This window comes from Pseudomonas nabeulensis, from assembly GCF_004682045.1.
GTDB classification, from domain to species: Bacteria; Pseudomonadota; Gammaproteobacteria; order Pseudomonadales; family Pseudomonadaceae; genus Aquipseudomonas; species Aquipseudomonas nabeulensis.
On the sequence record NZ_QUZT01000012.1, the window covers coordinates 21,570 to 47,516 of the forward strand.

The window sequence follows — 25,947 nt, forward strand, 5'->3', positions numbered from 1 at the left end:
TCTTGTCAGCCCGCGCCGCATGATGCAACCTTGCCGCAGGCAACAGAAAAGAGGGCGTGAGCCCGGCGCCGTGCGCGTTATTTCAAGTGAGTCTCCCCCATGAAAAGCCAACCCGATGTCGCCCGTATGGCGGCCGAGGTAGTGACGCAATTACCGGTGCCTTCGCGCCTCGGTATGCTGCGTTTCGAGCGGCTGAATGAGGCGAGCTGGGCCCTGCTCTACCTCGACCCCAATTGCGAGCGCCAATTCGGCCTGCCGGCGGTGGAGCTGTGCGCCCTGATTGGAACGCCCTACGCCAGCCTGATGGAGCCCCAGGCGCGCTATCAGTTGCACGACACCATCCAACAGCAACTGAGCCAGAGCCCGCACTACCAAGTGCGCTACACCCTGCACACCAGCGATGGCCCGCTCAGCGTGCTGGAAACCGGCGAATCCTATAAACAACACAATCGTCACCTGTTGCGCGGCTACCTGATGGTGGTCGACGGTCTGTTCAGCGAGGTCTCTTCCCCCGCACCGACGGCGGACCTGGAGAGCCAGAACAGCCGCCTGCAAATTGCCCTGGAGCTCAACCAGCGCGCGCAACAGGAACAGCTGCAACACCTGGAGCGCGTGCGCGCCCAGCAAGAGCTGATCCTGCTGCTGGCCCGTCAGCGCTACACCAACCAGAACTCCTTGCAGGAAGCCGGCGAGCTGATCACCCGTAGCGCCTGCGAGATCTATCAGGTCGACAGCGCCCGCATCTGGCACCTCGAAGACCAGCGCCTGGTACCGATTGCCGCGTACGCGCGCGCCGATCAGCAGCACTACTTGCCTGAGCCTATCGACGCCAGCGATTTTCCAGACTACCTGGAGGCCCTGCACAGCAGCCGCGCCATCGACGCCACCGACGCGTTGCGCGACCCGCGCACCCGTGAACTGGCCGAAGAACTTCGCACCAAGGACATTCACGCCCTGCTCGACGCCAGCATCCGCGTCGACGGCCAGGTAGTGGGCGTGCTCTGCCTGGAGCAAATCGGCACCACGCGCCTGTGGCAAGCCGATGAGATCGCCTTTGCCGGTGAACTGGCGGACCAGTTCGCGCAAGTCATCAACAACCACAACCGCCGCACCGCCACCAGCGCCTTGCACCTGTTCCAGCGTGCCGTGGAGCAAAGCGCCAACGCCTTTTTGCTGGTCAATTGCGACGGTGTGGTGGAGTACGTTAACCCAAGCTTTACCGCGATCACCCAGTACAGTGCCGAAGAAGTCCACGGCCACCGCCTGGCCCAACTGCCAGCGCTGGAGAACCTCAGCGAATTGCTGTTCGACGCACCGTCGAGCCTGGCCAAGAGCAACAGCTGGCAAGGCGAATTCAAGAGCCGGCGCAAGAACCTGGAGCCCTACTGGGGCCAGCTGTCGATTTCCAAGGTGTATGGCGACAACCGTGAGTTGACCCACTACATCGGCATTTACGAAGACATCACCCAGGCCAAGCTGGCCCAGCAGCGCATCGAGCGCCTGGCGTACACCGACAACCTGACCAACCTGGGCAACCGCCCGGCGTTCATTCGCAACCTCGACGAACGTTTTGCCCGCGACAGCGACAGCCCGATCAGCCTGCTGCTGGTGGACATCGACAACTTCAAGCGGATCAACGACAGCCTTGGCCACCAGACCGGCGACAAGCTGCTGATCAGCCTGGCCCGACGCCTGCGCAACAGCCTGAGCAGCGGCGGCAGCCTGGCGCGATTTGCCAGTAATGAGTTCGCGGTGCTGCTGGACGACACCGACCTGGAGAGCGGTCAGCAAGTCGCCTGTCAGTTGCTGGCGACCCTCGACAAGCCGATGTTCGTCGACAACCAACTGATCAGCGTCACCGGCTCCGTGGGCCTGGCCTGCGCGCCGCTGCATGGGCGCGACCCGCAGACCCTGATGCGTAACGCCGGGCTCGCGCTGCACAAGGCCAAGGCCAACGGCAAACATCAGGTGCAGGTGTTCACCGAAGCGTTGAACGCCGAGGCCAGCTACAAGCTGTTCGTGGAAAACAACCTGCGTCGCGCCCTCACCCAGAACGAGCTGGACGTGTTCTACCAGCCCAAGCTGTGCCTGCGCAGTGGCCGCTTGCTGGGCATGGAAGCGCTGTTGCGCTGGAACCATCCGGAAAAGGGCATGATCCGCCCCGACCAGTTCATCAGCGTGGCCGAAGAGACCGGGCTGATTATCCCCATCGGCAAATGGATCGCACGCCAGGCCTGCCGCATGAGCAAGCAACTGAGCGCCGCCGGCCTGGGCAATTTGCAGGTGGCGATCAACCTGTCGCCCAAGCAGTTTTCCGACCCGGACCTGGTGGCCTCGATTGCCACCATCCTCAAAGAGGAACAGCTGCCAGCCAACCTGCTGGAGCTGGAACTGACCGAAGGCCTGCTGCTGGAAGCCACCGAAGACACACGCCTGCAACTGGACCAACTGAAAAGCTTCGGCCTGACCCTGGCCATGGACGACTTCGGCACCGGTTACTCGTCGCTGAGCTACTTGAAAAAATTCCCCATCGACATCATTAAGATTGATCGCAGCTTTATCCACGAAATCCCGGACAACCAGGACGATATGGAAATCACCTCGGCAGTGATCGCCATGGCCCACAACCTCAAGCTCAAGGTGGTGGCCGAAGGCATCGAGACTGCCGAGCAACTGGCGTTCCTGCGCCGGCACCGCTGCGATGTGGGCCAGGGTTACTTGTTCGACCGGCCAATCCCCGGTGCAGAGCTGCTGGCGATGCTAAAACGCTACCCGCGTGGGCCAATCCCCTGACAGCGCTGTAACACTCGGGCACACTGGCGGTCTGATTTCTTACCCAACTTAATCTGACTGAGAGGACTGATCATGGTCTTGCGCTCGGAAATTCTGGTGAACAAAAACGTGTTGCCTACTCAAGAACAAGCTTTGCCTGGCCGTGAAACCCCGATGGCGCTGCCGGAGACCCACTTCGTCAACGGCAACCCGCTGCTGGGCCCGTTCCTCGATGACGTTAGCTTTGCGATCTTTGGCCTGGGTTGCTTCTGGGGCGCCGAGCGTAAGTTCTGGCAGCGCGATGGCGTGGTCAGCACCGTGGTCGGCTACGCCGGCGGCTTCACGCCGAACCCGACCTATGAAGAAGTGTGCTCAGGCCTGACCGGCCACAGTGAAGTGGTGCTGGTGGTGTACGACCAGGCCAAGGTGAAATACGAAGACCTACTGAAGATGTTCTGGGAACTGCACAACCCGACCCAGGGTATGCGCCAGGGCAACGACATTGGCAGCCAGTACCGCTCGGTGATCTATGCGACCACGCCGGAGCAGTTGGCGGCGGCGCAGGCCAGTGCCCAGGCTTATCAGCAAGAGCTGACCAAGGCCGGGCTGGGTGAGATCACAACGGAAATCGACCAGGCGCCCACGGTGTTCTTCGCCGAGGCGTACCACCAGCAGTATCTGGCGAAGAACCCGCAGGGGTATTGCGGCATCGGCGGTACTGGCGTGACTTGCCCGATCTGACGCCAGGCACAGTTACAAATGTGGGAGGGGGCTTGCCCCCGATAGCGGTGTATCAGTTACAGATGTATTGACTGACACACTGCTATCGGGGGCAAGCCCCCTCCCACATTGGGTTCTATGTTCGGCTTGGATGCGGGTTATTCAGCAATCAGCCAATCCATCTGCCACCCACCCTGGCTCTGCCCAAGCTTCTTGGACAACCACGGCAGCAGCTCACGCAGTTCCTCCTCCAAGCCCCACGGCGGGTTGGCAATCGCCAGGCCCGAGCCGGTCAGGGTGTTCGGCGTATCCAGTGGATGCACCAGTAACTCCACACGCAGTAACTTCGGCGCACCCGTGCCGGCCAGGTCCTGGTAGAAACGGCGCAACATGCGCTGGTCCTTCACCGGGTACCAGATAGCGGCGACCGTCTGGCGCATGCGGCCCACGGCTTCCTTGAGGGATGCGGCGCAGCGTTGCATCTCGTCGAGTTTTTCGAATGGCGGGTCGATCAGCATCAACGCGCGCTTTTCTGGCACCGGCAGCAAGGCGCGTGGCACATGCCAGCCTTCGCCCAAGTGCACCTTGACCCGACGGTCGCCCTTCATGTTGTCCTTGAGCAACACGCCATCGTCCGGGTGCTTTTCATTGAGCAGCACGCGATCCTGTGGCCGCGTAAGGCGCCGCGCCAGCTCCGGCGAGCCAGGGTAGTAACGCAACTGGCCGTCCGGGTTCATCTCATGCAGCACGCGCATGTAGTCGGCGGTCAACGGCGGCAGGTCGCTCTCGCCCCACAGGCGCGCGATGCCTTCCAGGTATTCACCGGTGCGGTTGGCCTGGTCGCCCTGCAGGTCATACAGACCAATCCCGGCGTGGGTGTCGAGGTAGGCGAACGGCTGCTCCTTGCGCGACATCAGGGCGATGAGGCGGGTCAAGGTCAGGTGTTTGAAGACATCGGCATGGTTGCCGGCGTGAAAGGCGTGACGATAATTCATGGTTGCTCCTGCGCAGGGGGCGAAGTTTACCTTCTACGCAGGTTTTGGTGCAGTGCGGCGTGCCGGGCGGTTGATCAGCTCAACTCGGATGTCAGGTAATCGGCCAGCGTCTCATGGTTGATCTCCAGGCCACGGGCGAAATAGGCGACCTTGTGCCGCAAGGTCGATGCCGGAAAGGCCGTGTACAGGTCAGGGCGCTGTTCTTCGAGCCATTGCAGCAGGTTGTCGATCAAGGTCTGCGGCGACTGCTCTGCCAGATGCGCCAATAACGGTGCGGGCACCCGCCACCATGGACCGGGTTTGGCGGCAGTGACCGGCACCGTCTCAACCGTCAGCGACTGGCCATTGATCAAATACCGCTGGAACACCGGCAATACCTCTGTACCGCATTGCTGGAGGATCGGTAGCAGCTGCGCCCCGTCCCAAAACCGCAAGAACACCTCCCGACCCTCCGGCAGGTACACCTTGGTCAGGCTTTGCAGATGCGCCACAACCGTTTCCACTGGGCTGGACGAGACGGCCAACCAGCCCCAATCCGTCGCGTCGGCAGAGGCGACCCAATCGAGAAACGGGCTCCCCGGCTCGACGATGCCGACGTAGGGCATGACCGCTTCCCACGTCGCATAGGGTGTGTCGGCCCAAAGGGGTTGCAACTGCGTCCTGCCGACCAGCGTTCGCCAGGCCTCCTGAGGCTTGGCGTCGCTGGCAGCGCTGAGTACCGCAAAGATCTGTTCACCCGCTAGCAAGGGTTCAAACATCGACGTAACGTCCTTTTAAAGTAAGCGTCAGGCAATCTCGCACTGACCGTTCTTGCAGCGCTCACACTCTTCGCAAAACGGTGCGCTGCGTTTGAAGGTGGCTATCTGCACCGCGCTCAATGGCGCAGGCATCACCGCCAGCACCTTCTCAGCCAATCCGGTCACCAAAGGCACGGGGGCGCCGCCGAGCCCAATTGGCACACTGCTGAAAATTCCGGCTGCAGACAGCGAAATCGAGTGCCCGCCGGCCTGAATCGTCACGCTGGCACCTGCATCGATCACCACGCTTTGCCCTGCGCCGATTTGAATGGCCCGCCCCACTTTGAGCCGCTGGTCATGCAACACATCCTGGACCCAGTCACGCTCGGCACGCAGGTAGATTTCCTCGGCTCCCTTGCGGTCCTCGATGCGCAGCTCGTTGTAGCCACCCCCACCGGGGCTACTCTGGCTGCGGAAGATACTGCGCGTCTTGTCTGCCGGCAGGTCGAGGGGAACAGGCGTTGCGGCATTGGGCAAGCAACCCACCACCACGGGCATGTCCATATCGCCATTGACGAACCCCACCAGCACCTCCATGCCAACACGCGGGATCAGCACCGTACCGTAGCGATCATGGGCCCAACCGCTGGCCACCCGCAGCCAACAGCTGGAATGGTCGTTATGCTCACCCTTGCGGTCCCAGGCCAGTTGCACCTTGACCCGGCCATACTCGTCGCAATGGATTTCATTGTCGGCCGGGCCGGTGACTACGGCGTTTTGATAACCCGCCATACTCGGGCGCGGAGGCTCCGGCATTGGCGGACGGAAAATCACCTCCCACGGCGTGGCAGTGAATGTATTGCGGTAACCCTGACGAAAATCCCCGTCGGCCACATCGGTCACGGCCTCTTCCAGTACCTGGGGTTGTTTACCTTCGTGGCAGACATGGGTCACCAGCCACAGGTCGTTCAAGTCTTCCCGCGGATGCCCCGCCAGCTTGAAAAAGTGCCCGCTGAGCAACGCCGACTCATCACCGCTGCCACGGGCGACCCGATAGTCGCTGCGATGACGCTCCAAGCCACGCTGCGCGAGGTATTTGCCATGGGCCCGGTCACTGAAACGGCCGGGATAAGCCTGTTCTTCAAGCCGAGGCAACTGCTCGCCGGAGGCCGTACTTTCCAGTACCAGGCGCGGCTTGCCCAAATCGTAATCCCGCAGGCTTACCGCTGTGGCGCGGGTTTCCAGCTGCACTGCAAAGCGCTTGATCGCCGGAGTATCCGCGACCATCCCGGAGCCGGGGGTGTAAGGCGTGGGCTGCTCAGCGTTGAGGAACACGGTCTGATCATCGCCAAACACCAGCAAATGCCGCTCGGCCGAATGCTGGAAGTGATAGTGAATACCCAGTTCGGCGCACAGCCGCTGAATGAACGCCAGGTCGGTCTCGCCAAACTGCACGCAGTACTCACGCTCGGGGTAAGCGCCACTGAGCCGGAACTCAAAACAATCACTCGGGATGCCCTGCCCCACCAGCACCTGCGCAATGATCTGCGGCACCGCCTGGTGTTGGAAAATGCGTTGATGCGTGCTGTGTTTCAGATAAGCCAGCTGCGGCACCAGACTGACCTGATAACGCGTCAACCGCCGCCCGGAATCGCCTTGCGCCACTCGGTAGACCAGGCCGTGCACACCATGGTCCTGGTCGTCGAAACCGAGATACGCCGGATGATGCAGCAGGCCTTCCAGATCCAGGTCGGGCTGCTCGCTGACCAGTTCAAGGTCAAAACGATAGGGCTGGCTGAGCGCTTCGTTACCTTTGAAGCTGTAGACCTTGAGGTCACTGACAACCCCATCCAGGGTCAGGTTGAAGGCACTTTGATTGGCAGGAGCGAACATCCGGTGTTTCTCTGCGAGGGGGTGGGCAACGGATTCTGCACCACCGCCCTACCCTGCTGAGCATCCCCGGAAGAAATCAGTAAAGCCCTACACGGCCACGTCAGAATCGTCTTCGAACCGTCTCAAATCCAACGCAAAAAAAGACCCGCCATCCGTAGGACGCGGGTCTTTCTTGCAATTCATGGAGCGCCAGGCGCTCGACGAATCACTTATTGAGGTTGTAATCCTTCTCCGCCGCATCAAAACGCTCGACCATACCTGCCGTCGGTGCGCCCAGCTTGCTCACGAAGTAGATCGCCAGGCTGGCGAAGATGAAGCCTGGGATGATTTCGTACAGGCCCAGCAGTTCGAAGTGTTTCCACACGATCACAGTGACTGCACCCACCAGAATGCCGGCCAGTGCGCCGTTGCGGGTCATGCCTTTCCAGATCACCGAGATCAGCACCACAGGACCGAATGCGGCGCCGAAGCCAGCCCAGGCGTAGCTCACCAGGCCCAACACACGGTTTTCCGGGTTGGCGGCCATGGCGATGGCGATCAGGGCGACGACCAGTACCATCAGGCGGCCGACCCACACCAGCTCAAGCTGGGAGGCGTTTTTGCGCAGGAAGGTCTTGTAGAAGTCTTCGGTCAGGGCGCTGGAGCACACCAGCAACTGGCAGCTCAGGGTGCTCATCACCGCCGCCAGAATGGCGGACAGCAGCACGCCGGCAATCCATGGGTTGAACAGCAGCTTGGCCAGTTCGATGAACACACGCTCGTGGTTCTCGTTGACCGGGCCCGCGACTTCCGGGTGCGCCGAGAAGTAGGCGATACCGAAGAAGCCCACCGCCACGGTGCCGGCCAGGCACAGGATCATCCAGGTCATGGAGATGCGACGGGCGCTGGCAATCGACTTCACCGAATCCGCCGCCATGAAGCGCGCCAGGATGTGCGGCTGGCCGAAGTAACCCAGGCCCCAGCCCATCAGCGAGATGATGCCGATGAAGGTGGTGTTTTTCAGCATGTTGAAGTTGTCGGGGTTCTTGGCTTCGATGGCCAGGAAGGTGGTGTCAACGCCACCGGTGGCCAGCAGCACGATGATCGGCGTCAGGATCAGCGCGAAGATCATCAAGGTGGCTTGTACGGTATCGGTCCAGCTCACGGCCAGGAAACCACCAACGAAGGTGTAGGCAATCGTCGCCGCCGCGCCGGCCCACAGCGCAGTCTCGTAGGACATGCCGAAAGTGCTTTCGAACAGGCGGGCACCGGCCACGATGCCGGAAGCGCAGTAAATGGTGAAGAACACCAGGATCACGACCGCAGAGATGATCCGCAGCAGGCCGCTTTTATCTTCGAAACGGCTGGAGAAGTAGTCCGGCAGGGTCAGGGCATCACCGTTGTGTTCGGTCTGGACCCGCAGGCGACCGGCCACGAACAGCCAGTTGAGGTAGGCACCGACGATCAGGCCGATGGCGATCCAGCTTTCCGACAGGCCGGACATGTAGATCGCGCCCGGCAAGCCCATCAACAACCAGCCGCTCATATCGGAAGCACCGGCCGACAAGGCCGTGACCACGCTACCGAGGCTGCGACCGCCCAGGATGTAATCGGAGAGGTTATTGGTGGAGCGATAGGCCATGAAGCCGATCAGCACCATTGCTGCGATGTAGATCACAAACGTGATCAGGGTTGGATTACTAACGCTCATAAGAGTGATGCCCTGGCTTTGTTTTTATGTAGCGGCGGTCTGTCAGACGGCCACCCATCTGTTCAGAGGGGTAGACGAAACTGCCTGCCGCGCATTTATGACCGACGTTTCCCCAGGAAAGCCGTCAGCCGATGAACCGAACCTTGAGGTGGTTGCACCTAGGGCGCGAATCCTATTCAACAATGCAAATAGGGTGCAACCAGTTTCTTGGGAATTAGTTGCACCTACGGCGAAAATCGAGAAAACCTGCTGTTTATGCTCCCTTTTGGAGCAAGCACAGCCGATTCCGCAATAAAGCGCACCAACACAAAGCAGATTCGGTCGTGTGGAAATTCATTCAGATGAGAGGTCGAAAAATTCATCAACAAAATGGGTTGCACCCGGTTGCACCTCTCCAAGCGCACAGCTAATCTTGCCGCCAGCTGATGCCACTCGGTAGTGGCACCCATGAGGATAAGAAAATGGCTACGACCACCCTTGGGGTCAAACTCGACGACCCGACCCGCGAACGCCTGAAGGCTGCCGCGACCTCCATTGATCGCACGCCGCACTGGCTGATCAAGCAGGCGATTTTCAATTACCTGGAGAAACTGGAGGGGGGTGCAACCCTGACCGAACTCAATGGTTTGACCACCAAGGACGCCGATGACGCTGGCGAGGTCCAGACCGACCACGCCCATCAGTGCTTCCTGGAATTCGCCGAGAGCATCCTGCCGCAATCCGTATTGCGCGCCTCGATCACCGCCGCTTACCGTCGCCCCGAGCCGGAAGTCGTGCCAATGCTGATCGAACAGGCCCGCCTGCCAGCACCGATGGCCGAGGCCACCAACAAGCTGGCCGCCACCATTGCCGAAAAACTGCGCAACCAGAAAAGTGCCGGCGGCCGTGCCGGTATTGTTCAGGGCCTGCTGCAAGAATTTTCCCTGTCGTCCCAGGAAGGCGTGGCACTGATGTGCCTGGCCGAAGCGCTGCTGCGCATCCCGGACAAGGGCACCCGTGACGCACTGATCCGCGACAAAATCAGCACCGGCAACTGGCAGCCGCACTTGGGCAACAGCCCGTCGCTGTTCGTCAACGCTGCCACCTGGGGCCTGCTGCTGACCGGCAAACTGGTGTCCACCCACAACGAAGCAGGCCTGACGTCGTCCCTCAGCCGCATCATCGGCAAGAGCGGCGAGCCGATGATCCGCAAGGGCGTCGACATGGCCATGCGCCTGATGGGCGAGCAGTTTGTCACCGGCGAAACCATCGCCGAAGCCCTGGCCAACGCGAGCAAGTTCGAAGCCAAGGGCTTCCGCTATTCCTACGACATGCTCGGTGAAGCCGCACTCACCGAACACGATGCCCAGAAGTACCTGGCCTCGTACGAACAAGCCATTCATTCCATCGGCAAGGCGTCCCACGGCCGTGGGATTTATGAAGGCCCGGGCATCTCCATCAAGCTCTCGGCGCTGCACCCGCGTTACAGCCGTGCGCAGTACGAGCGCGTGATGGACGAGCTGTACCCGCGCCTGCTGTCCCTGACCCTGCTGGCCAAGCAATACGACATCGGTTTGAACATCGACGCCGAAGAAGCCGACCGCCTGGAGCTATCCCTGGATCTGCTGGAGCGCCTGTGCTTCGAGCCGCAACTGACCGGCTGGAACGGCATCGGTTTCGTGATCCAGGCCTACCAGAAGCGCTGCCCGTATGTGATCGACTACGTCATCGACCTGGCACGCCGCAGCCGCCATCGCCTGATGATCCGCCTGGTAAAAGGCGCGTACTGGGACAGCGAAATCAAGCGCGCCCAGGTCGAAGGCCTGGAAGGCTACCCGGTGTACACCCGCAAGGTGTACACCGACGTTTCCTACATCGCCTGTGCACGTAAACTGCTGTCGGTGCCGGAAGTCATCTACCCGCAATTCGCTACGCACAACGCCCACACCCTGTCGGCCATTTACCATATCGCCGGTCAGAACTATTACCCCGGCCAGTACGAGTTCCAATGCCTGCACGGCATGGGTGAACCGCTGTACGAGCAAGTTGTAGGCAAGGTCTCCGATGGCAAGCTGAACCGTCCGTGCCGCGTGTACGCACCGGTTGGCACCCACGAAACGCTGCTGGCTTATCTGGTACGTCGCCTGTTGGAAAACGGCGCCAACACCTCGTTCGTCAACCGTATTGCCGACCAGTCCATCTCGATTCAGGAACTGGTCGCCGATCCAGTTGCCAGCATCGAGCAAATGGCGACGCTGGAAGGTGGCTTCGGCCTGCCGCACCCGCGCATCCCATTGCCGCGTGACCTGTATGGCAGCGAGCGCGCCAACTCGGCGGGTATCGACCTGGCCAACGAACACCGTCTGGCGTCGTTGTCCTGCGCCCTGCTGGCAACGGCCCACAACAACTGGAAAGCCGCGCCGATGCTCGGCTGTGCAGCCAGCAATCAACCCGCCGCACCGGTGCTGAACCCGTCCGACCTGCGTGATGTGGTCGGCCATGTGCAAGAAGCCACCGTCGAAGACGTGGATAACGCGATCCAATGCGCCATCAACGCCGGCCCGATCTGGCAGGCCACCCCGCCCGCCGAACGTGCCGCGATCCTGGAACGCGCCGCCGACCTAATGGAAAGCGAGATCCAGCCACTGATGGGCCTGCTGGCCCGTGAAGCCGGCAAGACCTTCGCCAACGCCATCGCCGAAGTGCGCGAAGCCGTGGATTTCCTGCGCTACTACGCGGTGCAGGCACGCAACGATTTCACCAACGACGCCCACCGCCCACTGGGCCCGGTGGTGTGCATCAGCCCGTGGAACTTCCCGCTGGCGATTTTCAGCGGCCAGGTCGCAGCGGCATTGGCCGCCGGCAACCCGGTACTGGCCAAGCCTGCCGAGCAGACCCCGCTGGTCGCCGCACAAGCCGTGCGCATCCTGCTGGAAGCTGGCATCCCCGAAGGCGTGCTGCAATTGCTGCCGGGCCAGGGCGAAACCGTCGGTGCCCGCCTGGTGGGTGATGATCGCGTCAAAGGCGTGATGTTCACCGGTTCCACCGAAGTTGCACGCCTGCTGCAACGCAACATCGCCGGGCGCCTGGATGCCCAGGGCCGGCCGATTCCGCTGATCGCCGAAACCGGCGGCCAGAACGCGATGATCGTCGATTCTTCGGCACTGACCGAGCAAGTGGTGATCGATGTGGTGTCCTCGGCCTTCGACAGTGCCGGCCAACGTTGCTCGGCCCTGCGCGTGCTGTGCTTGCAGGAAGATTCGGCAGACCGCGTGATCGAAATGCTCAAGGGCGCCATGGCGGAATGCCGCCTGGGCAACCCGGAGCGCCTGTCGGTAGACATCGGTCCGGTGATCGACGCCGAAGCCAAGGCCGGTATCGAGAAGCACATCCAGGCCATGCGCGACAAAGGTCGCAATGTGTACCAGGTGGCGATTGCCGACGGCGAGGAGATCAAGCGCGGCACCTTCGTGATGCCGACCCTGATCGAACTGGAAAGCTTCGACGAGCTGCAACGGGAAATCTTCGGCCCGGTGCTGCACGTGGTGCGCTACAAGCGCAAAGAGATCGACCAGTTGATCGGGCAGATCAACGCATCGGGCTACGGTCTGACCCTGGGCGTGCACACCCGTATCGACGAGACCATCGCCAAGGTGATCGACAACGTCAATGCCGGTAACGTCTACGTGAACCGCAACATTGTTGGCGCTGTAGTGGGTGTGCAACCGTTCGGCGGCGAAGGCCTGTCGGGCACTGGCCCGAAAGCCGGTGGCCCGCTGTACCTGTATCGTTTGTTGTCGACACGTCCTACGGATGCCATTGAGCAATCCTTCGTACGTGGCGACGCATTGGCCGCACCGGATGTGCGCCTGCGGGATGCCATGAGCCAACCGCTGACAGCCCTGAAAGCCTGGGCCGACAGCAATCAGTTCAGCGACCTGAGTGCCCTGTGCAGCCAGTTCGCCGCGCAATCGCAAAGCGGTATCACCCGCCAACTGGCCGGCCCGACCGGCGAGCGCAACAGCTACGCCATCCTGCCCCGCGAGCACGTGCTGTGCCTGGCGGAAGTGGAAGGCGACCTGCTGACTCAATTGGCGGCGGTGCTGGCAGTCGGTGGTTCGGCGGTATGGCCGGAAACCGAGCTGACCAAGACCTTGTTCCCACGCCTGCCGAAAGAGATTCAGGCGAAGATCAAGCGTGTGGCTGACTGGACCAAGGACGAAGTAGTGTTCGATGCGGTTCTGCATCACGGCGATTCCGACCAACTGCGTGCGGTGTGCCAGCAAGTGGCCCAGCGCGGTGGTGCGATTGTTGGGGTGCAGGGTTTGTCGCAAGGTGAAACGGCGATTGCGCTGGAGCGTCTGGTGATTGAACGGGCGTTGAGCGTTAACACCGCAGCGGCGGGTGGTAACGCGAGCCTGATGACCATCGGCTAACTGACTGAAAGAATGCAGTAACAAATGTGGGAGGGGGCTTGCCCCCGATGGCAGGGTGTCAAACACAGATAAGTTGACTGACACACCGCAATCGGGGGCAAGCCCCCTCCCACATTTTGCCACTCCATCACCCAGATCAATCTTGCTATCCACCCTCCATTCGCACACTTAGACTCAGGCCAATTCCTCCAAAGGTAAGCCGCCATGTCCGAGACGCTGCTCAGTTCCCGCAATCTGGCTTTCGAGCTGTACGAAGTCCTCGATGCCGAGGGCTTGACCCAGCGAGAGCGGTTTGCCGAGCACAATCGGGAAACCTTCGATGCCGCCATCAGCACGGCGCGCACCATCGCAGAAAAATACTTCGCCCCCCACAACCGCAAGAACGACGAAAACGAACCGCGCTACGAAGACGGCAAGGCCATCCTGATTCCGGAAGTGAAACCGGCCGTGGATGCTTTCCTCGAAGCCGGCTTCCTCAACGCTGCGCGCAGTTTTGAAGCTGGCGGTATGCAACTGCCTACGCTTCTGTCCCAGGCGTGCTTTGCGCATTTCCAATCCGCCAACGCCGCGTCGACCTCCTACCCGTTCCTGACCATGGGCGCCGCCAACCTGATCGAGAGCTTCGGCACTGAGGAGCAGAAACAACGCTTTCTGCAACCGATGATCGATGGCCGTTTCTTCGGCACCATGGCCCTGACCGAGCCTCATGCTGGCTCGTCGCTGTCGGATATTCGTACACGCGCAGAACCCGCGGCTGACGGCACCTATCGACTCAAGGGCAACAAGATTTTTATCTCCGGCGGCGACCACCCGTTGTCGGAAAACATCGTGCACATGGTGCTGGCCAAGCTGCCGGACGCGCCCGCTGGGGTGAAGGGCATTTCGCTATTTATCGTGCCCAAGTTCCTGGTGAACGACGATGGCAGCCTGGGCGAGCGCAATGATGTGCTGCTGGCCGGGCTGTTCCATAAGATGGGTTGGCGCGGCACCACCTCCACCGCGCTCAACTTCGGCGATAACGGCAACTGCGTCGGCTATCTGGTGGGCAAGCCGCATCAGGGCCTGAGCTGCATGTTCCAGATGATGAACGAGGCACGCATTGGCGTGGGCATGGGCGCGGTGATGTTGGGCTACGCCGGTTATCTCTATTCCCTGGAATACGCTCGCGAGCGCCCCCAAGGCCGTCTGCCCGATAGCAAAGATCCCACAACGGCACCGGTCTCGATCATTCAGCACGCCGACATAAAACGCATGCTGCTCACGCAAAAAGCCTACGTCGAAGGCGCCTTCGACCTGGGCCTGTACGCCGCGCGCCTGTTCGATGACACCACGACGCTGGAAACCGAGACCGAGCGTAAACAGGCCCACGAACTGCTGGACCTGCTAACCCCCATCGTCAAATCCTGGCCCTCGGAGTTCTGCCTCAAGGCCAACGAACTGGCGATCCAGATCCTCGGCGGCCACGGCTATACCCGCGAGTACCCGGTGGAACAGTACTACCGTGACAACCGCCTGAATCCGATCCATGAAGGCACCCATGGCATCCAGTCCCTGGATTTGCTCGGACGCAAATTGGCACAGAACGGCGGCGCTGGCTTGAAACAGTTAATTCGGTTGATCGCCGAGACCGGTGCACGCGCGCAGGAATACCCAACACTCACAGCGCTACGTGAACCGCTGGAGCAACTGGTGAACCGCTTGCAAAGCGTCACCCTTGGCCTGCTGACGGATCTCGCCCAGGGTAAGGTCAACAGCAGCCTGGCGAACTCGGCGCTGTACTTGAAGGTATTCGGGCATACGGTGATCGGCTGGCGCTGGCTGGAACAAGCGGTTCGCGCCGAAGAAGGGCTGGCCAAGGGCAGTGCGGCCGATGCTGCCTTCTATAAAGGCAAGCTCCAGGCCGCCCGCTACTTCCTGACGTGGGAAATACCGGGCTGCCATCATGAACTGGCAATTCTGGAGGCACGCGATGATACGTGCCTGGGGATGCAGGATGAGTGGTTCTAAGGCGTTGCGATTGCCTTGGAAATCACATCGACCGTGGCGCTGACTTGCTCTTGGTAACGGTCGAGTTCCGCTTGGTGCGCCTGCTGCAGTTCGATCTGCTCGGCGCACAGGTTCAGCGCGGCCAACACCAGTAACTTGTCCCCAATCAGCGTCGGGTACTTTTTCTTGGTGGTGGCCAGGGAGGCCTTGAGCATGGTCACGGCGTGCATCAGGGTTTTGTCTTCCCCGGCCGGGGCCTTGATCGAGTAATCCTCTCCGAGAATCGAAACGACCTTTATCCCTTCATTCATGCGCCGACAGGACCTGCGCTCACACGCTCAACCAGGGCTTGAATGCGTGCGGCAGTGGCGCCGTGCTTTTCTTCCTGTTCCATCAGGTTCAGTTGCAGGCTGTCGTTCTCGTCCTTGGCGCGGGCCAGTTCGGCCTTGAGGGATTCGTTGCTGCCCAGCAGGTCCTGGTTCTGCTGTACGAGGTCGCTGACCAGTTGTTCCAATTGGCTGAGGGATGCTTCTAACATTTTGATTTCTCGGGCATTTTCAAAGGGCGGTGACGATAAAGAAATTTCACCTCGGATGCCAGGGTTATCCCCGGCGCGCAGCCCGATATTTAAGGGCCGGGCCGCACTTTCGAGCCTTAGTGACTGCAATTCCCCGATCTGGTTCCTGAATCGGCCCAACCCCTCGTCAGATGCGACAAAAGCACGCGCCCATTTAAGACTTTAGTCGTATGGCCGATACCTGATGCACACCCCGCCCCATGGCCGCACGGATCGCGCTTTTCCCCAGGATTCCAGCATGTCCCTTCGTAATATGAATATCGCGCCGCGCGCCTTCCTCGGCTTTGCGTTTATTGGCGCGCTCATGTTGTTTCTCGGTGTGTTCGCCTTGAACCAGATGAGCAAGATCCGTGGCGCTGCCGAGGACATCACCCTGTCCAGCGTGCCGAGCATTCGCGCCCTGGATGAGTTCACCCAACTGACCCTGCGCCTGCGCGTGCTGTCGTATCGCCTGCTGACCAACCGCGAGCCGGAGGTGCAGCAGAAGACCCTGGAAACCTTTGAACTGCGCGACCAGCAGATCCGCGCCGCCCAGGCCATCTACGAAAAACTCATCGACAGCCGCGAAGAGCGCGCCGCCTATGACGAATACGTGAACCTGCTTGGCCAGTACCGCCAGATCGAAGCGCGCATGAAGAGCCTGTCGCGGGCCAACCAGGTGGAAGAGCTGCGCACGCTGATCAATACCGAGCTGTTGAGCAACTCGGAGCTGGTCAATACGGTGTTGGCGCGCCTGTTGGACATCAATAACAAAATGGCCTTGGTCACCAACCAGGAAGCCAAGGATCAATACGACCTGGCCTTCAAGCTGGTCGTAGGCCTGCTGGTACTCGCTACCGCGTTGACGGTGCTGTTCGCGTGGCTGCTGACCCGCAGCATCACCGTGCCCATCGCCCAGGCCCTGGAAGCCGCCGAAGAAGTCGCCGAAGGCAACCTGACGCGCCCGATCAAGGTCGACGGCAACGACGAAGCCGGGCGCCTGCTGGCCGCCATGGCCAAGATGCAGGACAAGCTGCGCGACACGCTGCAACGCATCGCCGGTTCCGCCACCCAGTTGGCCTCGGCTGCCGAAGAACTGAACGCCGTCACCGACGAAAGCGCTCGTGGCCTGACCCAGCAGAACAACGAAATCGAACAGGCCGCCACGGCCGTCAACGAGATGACCAGCGCGGTAGAAGAAGTCGCACGCAATGCGGTGAGCACTTCCGAAGCTTCGCGCAATGCCACCACCAGCGCCGGTGATGGCCGTGACCTGGTGCAGGAAACCGTCAGTGCCATCGAACGCATGAGCGGCGACGTGCAGGCCACCGCCAGCCTGATCGGCGACCTGGCCAACGAGTCGCGGGACATCGGCAAGGTGCTGGACGTGATTCGCGGCCTGGCCGACCAGACCAATCTGCTGGCCTTGAACGCGGCTATCGAAGCGGCACGGGCGGGTGAAGCCGGTCGCGGGTTCGCTGTGGTGGCCGATGAGGTACGTGCCCTGGCCCATCGCACCCAGCAGTCCACCAGCGAGATCGAGCGGATGATCGGCAGCATCCAGGCCGGCACCGAACACGCGGTGGACTCGATGCGCAACAGCACCGAGCGGGCGGAATCGACGTTGAACATCGCCAAAGGCGCGGGGATGTCGCTGGACACCATCAACACCGCGATTGTCGAGATCAACGAGCGCAATTTGGTGATCGCCAGCGCGGCGGAAGAGCAGGCGCAGGTGGCGCGGGAAGTGGACCGTAACCTGGTGAATATCCGGGATCTGTCGGTGCAGTCGGCGACGGGTGCCAGCCAGACCAGTGCGGCGAGCAGTGAGTTGTCGCGCCTGGCGGTGGATCTGAACGGCATGGTCGGGCGTTTCCGCCTTTAACTGCCACACCTCGGTCAAAAATGTGGGAGGGGGCTTGCCCCCGATGGCGGTGTGTCAGTCGACACATCCTCTCCTGATCCACCGCCATCGGGGGCAAGCCCCCTCCCACATTGGATCTACGCCAACCGGCAAAAGCTTTTTGACAGCACAGCAATTCAACAGGTTAGAATCGCTGGCACGCAGACTGCATGGTCAGTTTGCGCCCCGTCTTGTTTACTCATGGAGTACTGCCTTTGAATGCGACGACCATCAACAGCCTGTTCTTGATCGGCGCGTTGCTGGTGAGTGCGAGCATTCTGGTGAGTTCCCTTTCGTCCCGCCTGGGGATCCCGATCCTGGTGATCATCCTGGCCGTGGGCATGGTCGCCGGCGTCGATGGCGGCGGCATCATTTTCGATAACTACCCGACTGCCTATTTGGTGGGCAACCTTGCACTGGCGGTGATCCTGCTGGACGGCGGCTTGCGCACGCGGGTGGCGAGTTTCCGCGTGGCACTCTGGCCGGCGTTGTCGCTGGCCACGGTGGGGGTGTTGATTACCACCGGCCTCACCGGCATGGCGGCGGCCTGGTTGTTCGACCTCAATATCATCCAGGGCTTGCTGATCGGCGCCATCGTCGGTTCTACGGACGCGGCGGCAGTGTTCTCGCTGCTGGGCGGCAAGGGCCTGAACGAACGGGTCACCGCCAGCCTGGAAATCGAATCCGGCAGTAACGACCCGATGGCGGTGTTCCTCACCGTTACGCTGATCGACATGCTCGCCAGCGGCCAGACCGGCCTGCATTGGAGCCTGCTGACACACCTGGTGCGCGAATTCGGCATCGGCGGCATCATCGGCCTGGGTGGCGGCTGGCTGATGTTGCAGATGGTCAACCGTATCAACCTGGCCACCGGCCTGTACCCGATCCTGGTGATCGCCGGCGGCCTGTTCGTGTTCGCCGTGACCAACGCCCTACACGGCAGCGGCTTCCTCGCCGTGTACCTGTGCGGCCTGGTGATCGGCAACCGCCCGGTGCGCAGCCGCCATGGCATTCTGCATATGCTCGACGGCATGGCCTGGCTGGCGCAGATCGGCATGTTCCTGGTGCTGGGCTTGCTGGTCACGCCCCATGATTTGCTGCCGATTGCTTTGCCTGCGCTGGGCCTGGCCCTGTGGATGATTTTGTTTGCGCGGCCGCTGTCGGTGATGGTTGGCCTGCTGCCCTTCAAAGCGTTCCACGGCCGTGAAAAAGCCTTTATTGCCTGGGTTGGCCTGCGCGGCGCGGTCCCGATCATTCTGGCGGTGTTCCCGCTGATGGCCGGCCTGCCCCATGCGCAGCTGTACTTCAACCTGGCGTTCTTTATCGTGCTGGTCTCGCTGCTGGTGCAGGGCACCAGCCTGCCGTGGGTAGCCAAGTTGCTCAAGGTCACCGTACCTCCGGATCCCGCGCCGATCTCTCGGGCTGCGCTGGAAGTGCACGTCACCAGCGAGTGGGAGCTGTTCGTCTACCGCCTGGGCGCCGAAAAGTGGTGCATCGGCGCCGCTTTGCGCGAGCTGAAAATGCCCGAAGGCACGCGTATTGCCGCACTGTTCCGTGGCCAGCAACTGCTCCATCCGTCGGGTAGTACGGTGCTGGAAGTGGACGATTTGCTCTGCGTGATCGGCCATGAACATAACCTCTCGGCCCTGGGCAAACTGTTCAGCCAGGCGCCACAACGTGGTCTCGATTTGCGCTTCTTCGGCGACTTCGTGCTGGAAGGCGACGCCCAGCTGGGCGCGGTTTCGGCCCTGTATGGCCTCAAGCTCGAAGGCATCGACCCGGACATGCCGCTGAGCAGTTTCATCACCCAGAAAGTCGGCGGCGCCCCCATCGTCGGCGACCAGGTGGAATGGAACAACACCATCTGGACCGTCGCGGTCATGGACGGGAACAAGATCGGCAAAGTGGGCGTCAGATTCCCCGAAGGAAGTCGCCCGGGGCCCGGACTCTTCCTCTAAACTGCGGAGCGACAGTTCGCTCCCTTTTTCCCATTTTGCTCGACCGGTCTCTATGCCAACCCTGCGCACGTTCCTCGCCACTGCCCTGCTGGGCCTGACCCTCTGTGTCGGCACCGTTCACGCGGCCGACCCGCCCAGCGCCGACGCCATCCAGCAATCCCTGGACAAACTGCCCGACCGCAAGTTGCCCGACGCCGACATGAAGGCGTTGCAGACCGTCCTGCAACAAACCCTCACTTACCTGGGCAACAAGCAGGATTACGAGCAACGCCTGGTCGACCTCAAGCGCCAGCTGGAAGACGCGCCGCGCCAGACCGCCGAAAACCAACGCGAACTCACCCGCCTCAAGGCCACCAAGGTCATCCCGGTGGCCCAACGCTACGCCACCCTGCCGGTGCCGCAGCTTGAGCAACTGCTGGTGCAGCGCACCACCCAGCAAGGCGACCTGCAAAAAGACCTGGCCGACGCCAACAGCCTGAGCATCGCCGCCCAGACCCGCCCCGAGCGCGCCCAGACCGAGATCAGCAGCAGCCAGTCGCGCATTCTGCAAATCAATTCGATCCTCAAGGCCGGCAAGGACAATGGCAAAACCCTCAGCGGCGACCAGCGCAACCAACTGAATGCCGAACTTGCCGCCCTGAATGCACTGATCCCGCTGCGCCGCCAGGAACTGGCCGGCAACAGCCAACTGCAAGACCTGGGCAACAGCCAGCACGACCTGGTGCTGGAAAAGACCGCGCGCCTGGAACAAGAGATCCAGGACCTGCAAACCCTGATCAACCAGAAACGCCTGGCCCAGTCCCAGCAAACGGTGACGCAGCAGTCCATCGAAGCGCAAAAGGCCGGCGGCAGCAGCCTGCTGGCCACCGAAAGCGCAGCCAACCTGAAACTCTCCGACTACCTGCTCAAAAGCACCGACCGCCTCAACGACCTGACCCAGAAAAACCTGCAAACCAAGCAGCAACTGGACTCGGTAACTCAGAGCGACGCCGCCCTGGATGAGCAGATCAACGTGCTCAAGGGCAGCCTGTTGCTGTCCAAGATTCTCTATAAACAGAAGCAAGCCCTGCCGCGTCTCAGCGTGGACCGCGACCTGGCGGACGACATCGCCAACATTCGCCTGTACCAGTTCGAGGTGAACCAGCAGCGCGAGTTGATCAGCTCACCCAGCACCTATGTGGATAACTTACTGGCCAACCAGTCGCCGGAAGACGTTACCCCACAATTGCGCCGCACCCTGCTGGAACTGGCGATCACCCGCAGCGACTTGCTGGAGCGCCTGAGCCGTGAGCTGAGCGCGCTGCTCAATGAATCGATCACGTTGCAACTGAACCAGAAACAATTGCTCAGCACCGCGACGACCCTGCGCGCAACGCTGGACGAGCAGATGTTCTGGATCCCCAGCAACAAGCCGCTGGACACCGAGTGGCTGGAAACCGTACCCGCGCGCCTGAGCAAGCAAGTCACCAGCCTGCCATGGGCCTCCAGCGTCAGCGAACTGTACGACGGCCTGACCCAACGCCCGTTGCTGTTCCTGCCGCTGCTGCTGTTGATCGGCGCGCTGCTGTGGCGCCGTAAGAACCTGTATCAACGCTTGAACAAGGTCCACCAGGACATCGGCCACTTCAAGCGTGACAGCCAGTGGCATACGCCCCAGGCCATCCTGATCAATATCCTGTTGGCGATGCCGGTGGCGCTGGGCCTGGCGCTGTGCGGCTACGCATTGCAGATCGATGCCCGCGGGCAGAACGCCAACCTGGGCGCGGCACTGCTGCAAATCGCCCAGGCGTGGATGGTGTTCTACACCGCCTACCGCATCCTTGCGCCGGGCGGCGTGGCCGAGTTGCACTTCCGCTGGGAAAAACCCCAGGTCGAATTCCTGCAAGGCTGGGTGCGCAAGCTCGGGCTGGTGGTACTGGCGCTGGTGGCCGTGGTGGCCATCGCCGAGCATCAACCGGCGGCGCTGGCCGACGACGTGCTGGGCATCGGCGTGGTGCTGCTGTGCTACGCGCTGATGGCCTGGCTGCTGGGGCGCCTGCTGCTCAACAGCCCGACCCACGAAAAGGCCTCGCTGTTCCGCAAGGCCGTGGGCCTGGTGTTCACCGCCCTGCCCATCGCGCTGTTTGTCGCCGTGTGCTTTGGCTACTACTACACCGCGCTCAAGCTCAGCGACCGGTTGATCAACACCCTGTACCTGCTGATGTTCTGGCTGGTAATCGAAGCCACCTTCGTCCGCGGCCTGGGTGTTGCTGCACGACGCCTGGCCTACGCCCGCGCCCTGGCCAAGCGCCAGGCCGCCAAGGAGGCTGGCGAAGGCGAAGTGGTGATCGAAGAGCCGACCCTGGACATCGAACAGGTCAACGAACAATCCATGCGCCTGATCCGTCTGGCCTTGCTCGGCGGCTTTATCGCGGCGCTGTACTGGGTGTGGTCGGACCTGATTTCGGTGTTCTCCTACCTGGACAACGTCACCCTCTACGAATACACCAGCGGCACCGGCGCCAATATCAGCATGGTGCCCATCAGCATCGGCGACTTGCTCGGCGCGCTGATCATCGTCGGTATCACCTTTGCACTGGCGCGCAACTTGCCCGGTCTGTTGGAAGTACTGGTGCTGTCCAAGCTGGATTTGGCCCAGGGCAGCGCCTATGCGACCACCACGCTGCTGTCCTATGTGATTGCCGGCGTGGGCTTTGTCTCCACCCTGTCCACCCTCGGCGTGAGCTGGGACAAGTTGCAATGGCTGGTGGCGGCACTGTCGGTGGGCCTGGGCTTCGGCATGCAGGAGATCTTCGCCAACTTTATCTCCGGCATCATGATCTTGTTCGAGCGCCCAGTGCGGATTGGCGACACCATCACCATCGGCAACCTGTCAGGCACCGTGAGCAAGATCCGCATCCGCGCCACCACGATTACCGACTTTGATCGCAAGGACATCATTGTCCCGAACAAAACCTTCATTACCGGGCAACTGATCAACTGGTCGCTGACCGACACCATCACCCGCGTCACGCTGAAACTGGGCGTGGACTACGGCTCGGACCTGGACCGCGTGAAGGAGCTGCTGCTCAAGGCTGCCCGCGACAACCCGCGCGTGCTCAAGGAGCCCGAGCCCCACGTGTACTTCCTCAACTTCGGTGAAAGTACCCTCGACCACGAGCTGCGCATGCACGTGCGCGACCTGGGCGACCGCAACCCGGTGATCGACGAAGTGAACCGCTTTATCAACCGCGAGTTCAAGAAAGAGAACATCAATATTTCCTTCCGTCAGATGGAGGTCTACCTCAAGAACCTCCACGGCCAGGAATACAAACTGGTGGAAGTCGACGGCCCGCCCAAGCCCGCCAACGACGGCGGCGTGCAGGAACCGCCACCGAGCAAACTCGACTAACCGCGCTATCCCCAGCAGAATGCTCGGACATTCTGCTGGAGATGGCCGGTGAAAGCCCTCGACGAACTGACCTTCGACAACCGCTTCGCACGCTTGGGCGACGCGTTCTCAACCCACGTACTGCCCGAACCCCTCGACGCACCGCGCCTGGTGGTCGCCAGTGATGCCGCCATGGCGTTGCTCGACCTCGACCCGGCCGTGGCCGAAACACCGGTGTTTGCCGAGCTGTTTGGCGGGCACAAACTGTGGGCGGAGGCGGAGCCACGGGCGATGGTCTATTCCGGGCATCAGTTCGGCGGCTACACCCCGCAACTGGGGGATGGCCGAGGATTGTTGCTGGGCGAGGTCTACAACGCAGCGGGCGAGCATTGGGACCTGCACCTCAAGGGCGCAGGGATGACGCCTTACTCGCGCATGGGCGACGGTCGCGCCGTATTGCGCTCGTCGATCCGCGAATTCCTGGCCTCCGAGGCACTGCATGCACTGGGCATCCCCAGCAGCCGGGCGCTGTGCGTGATCGGTTCCGACACGCCCGTCTGGCGTGAGAAACAGGAACGCGGCGCGATGGTGCTGCGCATGGCGCCCAGCCATATCCGCTTTGGGCATTTCGAATATTTCTACTACACCAAAAAGCCCGAGCAGCAGGCGCTGTTGGCCGAGCATGTGCTGAATCTTCACTACCCTGAATGCCGGGAACAGCCTGAGCCGTACCTGGCGATGTTTCGCGAAATCGTCGAGCGCAATGCCGAGTTGATTGCCAAGTGGCAGGCGTATGGTTTCTGCCATGGGGTGATGAACACCGACAACATGTCGATCCTGGGCATCACCTTCGACTTCGGACCGTTTGCGTTTCTGGATGATTTTGACGCGCACTTCATCTGCAACCATTCCGATCATGAAGGGCGGTACTCCTTCAGTAATCAGGTGCCGATTGGGCAGTGGAACCTCAGCGCATTGGCGCAGGCATTGACGCCGTTTATCAGCGTGGATGCGCTGAAGGAAACGCTAGGGCTGTATCTGCCGTTGTACCAGGCCAACTATCTGGACTTGATGCGCCGCCGCCTGGGGCTGACCACCGCCGAGGATGATGACCAGAAACTCGTGGAGCGGCTGCTCAAGCTGATGCAGAACAGTGGGGTGGATTACACCTTGTTCTTCCGCCGGCTGGGGGATGAGTCGACGGCGTTGGCCGTGGCGAAGTTGCGGGATGATTTTGTCGATAGGGCCGGGTTTGATGCCTGGGCCGAGCTTTACAAGGCCCGTGTTGAACGGGACGGCGATTACACCCAGGAACAACGCCGTGAGCGGATGCATGGGGTGAATCCGTTGTACATCCTGCGCAATTACCTGGCACAAAACGCCATCGCTGCCGCCGAATCAGGAGATTACAGCGAAGTGCGACGACTGCATGAGGTGCTGAGCAAGCCGTTTGAGGAGCAAGCGGGGATGGAGCAATACGCGCAGCGGCCGCCGGATTGGGGCAAGCATTTGGAGATTAGTTGTTCGTCATAAGAAGGCATATCCAGAGGATCACCCATCACTTCAATCGTGATCAGATGAACATGTCCACCGGCACCTTGAAGAACTCCGCCAGCCAACGAATCTGTCGAACGTTCAGCTGGCGTTTTCCACTAAGAATTTCTGACACAACTGACTGAGGCCCGACGCCAGGCAAATCACTCTGCGTCAAACCATGCTCTTGCATCATTGACCTCAGCACCTCGACACCGCTCACTTCTGGTATTGGCCAATGCTCCAAGTCATAGGCCTCCACCCAGTCACCGATGATATCGACCACCCCCATCAGCGGGTGGGTTTCATCTTCTCCGACGATATCTAGCAACTCGTCGAGCGCTTCCACCAGCACATCGTAATCTGCCTCGGTTTTTGGCTTGCGCAATAGGGGTGACACGAATCGCCAATGCTGGGCAACTTGCTCGATCAATGCACTCAATTCTCGGTTACTCCTTCCATTTTCCCTTGTCGTATTCGCGATGATCCAGAACATGTCGGATATACAGACGCTGCACCCGAAAGCGCACAAGCGCAATGAGGCGTAGCTTGTTCCCTCCGACGTTGAAAACATGCAGCTCGCCCACCTTGTCCACAGCCGGAAACACCGCTTTCAATGCCGCAAAGTCTTCAGGACTGACGACTTTGACTTTCCGATACCACTCATCCAACGCGCTGGACGAATGAGGCCATTTTTCCTTGGCACTACGGATTTGCTTCGCACTAATCACTCGCACGCAACATCCTTATCGCATCTTGCTATGAAGGTTAAACCCGAAACACAGCTATCGCAATTTGCTATAGCGTGCAACAGACCAATGGCGCGTTGTCTAACACGCCTTCACAGACTAGATAGGCATGCGCAGTTGGCACTGATAATTCTGTGAGCATATGCAACGCTGCCATTAGCCTTGATAACACCTCTGTCCGACTCCAAATTGGACCTTATTGATTCGTTTCGCTGGAGCCTTCGACATGCCTGAACCTCTCGTAATCCCGTGCCCTCACTGCAACGGCCTCAACCGCATCCCCGGCGAGCGCCTAGGCGATGCGCCCAAGTGCGGGCGCTGCAAGCAACCGGTTTTGCTGGATGAGCCTTTCGAACTGAAACAAGGCGACTATGCCAGTCAGATCAAAGGCGACTTGCCGTTGCTGGTGGATGTGTGGGCTGAGTGGTGCGGGCCGTGTAAATCGTTCGCGCCGGTGTTTGAGCAGGCGGCTGGGCAGCTGGAGGGCAAGTGCCGGCTGGCGAAGCTGGACAGTGAGGCGAATCAGCAGTTGTCGGCGCAGTTGGGGATCCGCTCGATCCCGAGCTTGATTCTGTTCAAGAACGGTCGCGAAGTGGCGCGCCAGAGCGGGGCGTTTCCGTTGCCGCAGTTGATGGCGTGGTTGCGCAGCCAGGGTGTGTAACCCAACCCT

The 25,947-nt window shown here is 61.0% G+C and carries 17 protein-coding genes and 1 pseudogene; 10 read left to right on the forward strand and 8 right to left on the reverse strand.

Annotated elements, in window-relative coordinates:
- Window positions 1-99 precede the first annotated feature (99 nt).
- Together DYL61_RS08875 and msrA are read left to right on the forward strand one after the other, a co-directional pair.
- On the forward strand, window positions 100-2,793 hold the full coding sequence (locus DYL61_RS08875; protein ID WP_135308019.1) for a putative bifunctional diguanylate cyclase/phosphodiesterase: 2,694 nt from the start codon (window positions 100-102) through the stop codon (window positions 2,791-2,793).
- A 72-nt stretch (window positions 2,794-2,865) separates the two neighbouring features.
- Complete coding sequence (msrA, locus tag DYL61_RS08880) at window positions 2,866-3,513, forward strand: peptide-methionine (S)-S-oxide reductase MsrA (protein WP_135308020.1); 648 nt, start codon at window positions 2,866-2,868, stop codon at window positions 3,511-3,513.
- 137 nt (window positions 3,514-3,650) lie between these two features.
- Here the strand turns inward: msrA and DYL61_RS08885 are convergent, their stop codons facing one another.
- From DYL61_RS08885 to putP, 4 genes are all read right to left on the reverse strand, one after another.
- Window positions 3,651-4,487, reverse strand: a complete 837-nt coding sequence (locus DYL61_RS08885) for a 23S rRNA (adenine(2030)-N(6))-methyltransferase RlmJ (RefSeq protein ID WP_135308021.1) — start codon at window positions 4,485-4,487, stop codon at window positions 3,651-3,653.
- A 74-nt stretch (window positions 4,488-4,561) separates the two neighbouring features.
- The gene (locus DYL61_RS08890; protein ID WP_135308022.1) at window positions 4,562-5,245 is read right to left on the reverse strand and encodes a DUF4123 domain-containing protein; all 684 of its coding nucleotides are present in this window, start codon (window positions 5,243-5,245) and stop codon (window positions 4,562-4,564) included.
- Window positions 5,246-5,272: 27 nt separating this feature from the next.
- Window positions 5,273-7,117, reverse strand: a complete 1,845-nt coding sequence (gene tssI, locus DYL61_RS08895; protein WP_135308023.1) for a type VI secretion system tip protein TssI/VgrG — start codon at window positions 7,115-7,117, stop codon at window positions 5,273-5,275.
- Window positions 7,118-7,322: 205 nt separating this feature from the next.
- Complete coding sequence (gene putP / locus DYL61_RS08900; RefSeq protein WP_135308024.1) at window positions 7,323-8,807, reverse strand: sodium/proline symporter PutP; 1,485 nt, start codon at window positions 8,805-8,807, stop codon at window positions 7,323-7,325.
- A 461-nt stretch (window positions 8,808-9,268) separates the two neighbouring features.
- On the opposite strand from putP, the gene putA reads away from it, so the two are divergent.
- A complete protein-coding gene (putA, locus tag DYL61_RS08905) occupies window positions 9,269-13,222 on the forward strand; it encodes a trifunctional transcriptional regulator/proline dehydrogenase/L-glutamate gamma-semialdehyde dehydrogenase (RefSeq protein WP_135308025.1) in 3,954 nt (1,317 codons plus the stop codon).
- 204 nt (window positions 13,223-13,426) lie between these two features.
- A complete protein-coding gene (locus tag DYL61_RS08910; RefSeq protein ID WP_135308026.1) occupies window positions 13,427-15,229 on the forward strand; it encodes an acyl-CoA dehydrogenase in 1,803 nt (600 codons plus the stop codon).
- On the opposite strand, the gene DYL61_RS08915 is transcribed toward DYL61_RS08910, so the two are convergent.
- Together DYL61_RS08915 and DYL61_RS08920 are read right to left on the reverse strand one after the other, a co-directional pair.
- Window positions 15,226-15,519 carry a cell division protein ZapA gene (locus DYL61_RS08915; RefSeq protein WP_135308027.1) on the reverse strand — a complete coding sequence of 98 codons (294 nt, stop codon included), beginning with the start codon at window positions 15,517-15,519 and terminating at the stop codon, window positions 15,226-15,228. The genes DYL61_RS08910 and DYL61_RS08915 overlap by 4 nt on opposite strands.
- The gene (locus DYL61_RS08920; protein ID WP_038844376.1) at window positions 15,516-15,746 is read right to left on the reverse strand and encodes a hypothetical protein; all 231 of its coding nucleotides are present in this window, start codon (window positions 15,744-15,746) and stop codon (window positions 15,516-15,518) included. Before DYL61_RS08920 ends, DYL61_RS08915 begins: the two co-directional genes overlap by 4 nt.
- 292 nt (window positions 15,747-16,038) lie before the next feature.
- On the opposite strand from DYL61_RS08920, the pseudogene DYL61_RS31860 reads away from it, so the two are divergent.
- The 5 genes and pseudogenes from DYL61_RS31860 to selO form a co-directional block, all read left to right on the forward strand.
- Window positions 16,039-16,794: pseudogene (locus DYL61_RS31860) on the forward strand (MCP four helix bundle domain-containing protein); the annotation flags it as partial.
- Entirely contained in the window at window positions 16,786-17,649 is an 864-nt protein-coding gene (locus DYL61_RS31865) for a methyl-accepting chemotaxis protein (RefSeq protein ID WP_374956523.1), read from the forward strand. The pseudogene DYL61_RS31860 and the gene DYL61_RS31865, both read left to right, overlap by 9 nt.
- A 233-nt stretch (window positions 17,650-17,882) precedes the next feature.
- Entirely contained in the window at window positions 17,883-19,625 is a 1,743-nt protein-coding gene (locus tag DYL61_RS08930; protein ID WP_135308029.1) for a potassium/proton antiporter, read from the forward strand.
- A gap of 52 nt (window positions 19,626-19,677) precedes the next feature.
- The gene (gene mscK, locus DYL61_RS08935; RefSeq protein WP_135308030.1) at window positions 19,678-23,016 is read left to right on the forward strand and encodes a mechanosensitive channel MscK; all 3,339 of its coding nucleotides are present in this window, start codon (window positions 19,678-19,680) and stop codon (window positions 23,014-23,016) included.
- A gap of 48 nt (window positions 23,017-23,064) precedes the next feature.
- Complete coding sequence (gene selO / locus DYL61_RS08940) at window positions 23,065-24,528, forward strand: protein adenylyltransferase SelO (RefSeq protein ID WP_135308031.1); 1,464 nt, start codon at window positions 23,065-23,067, stop codon at window positions 24,526-24,528.
- Window positions 24,529-24,568: 40 nt separating this feature from the next.
- On the opposite strand, the gene DYL61_RS08945 is transcribed toward selO, so the two are convergent.
- Both DYL61_RS08945 and DYL61_RS08950 read right to left on the reverse strand, forming a co-directional pair.
- Window positions 24,569-24,970 (reverse strand): helix-turn-helix domain-containing protein, encoded by a 402-nt coding sequence (locus DYL61_RS08945; protein WP_135308032.1) that lies wholly within the window; start codon window positions 24,968-24,970, stop codon window positions 24,569-24,571.
- A gap of 7 nt (window positions 24,971-24,977) precedes the next feature.
- On the reverse strand, window positions 24,978-25,265 hold the full coding sequence (locus DYL61_RS08950) for a type II toxin-antitoxin system HigB family toxin (RefSeq protein WP_135308033.1): 288 nt from the start codon (window positions 25,263-25,265) through the stop codon (window positions 24,978-24,980).
- 238 nt (window positions 25,266-25,503) lie between these two features.
- Between DYL61_RS08950 and trxC the strand changes: the two genes are divergently transcribed.
- Window positions 25,504-25,938, forward strand: coding sequence for a thioredoxin TrxC (gene trxC, locus DYL61_RS08955; RefSeq protein WP_105695090.1), 435 nt, complete (start codon window positions 25,504-25,506; stop codon window positions 25,936-25,938).
- Window positions 25,939-25,947: the final 9 nt, after the last annotated feature.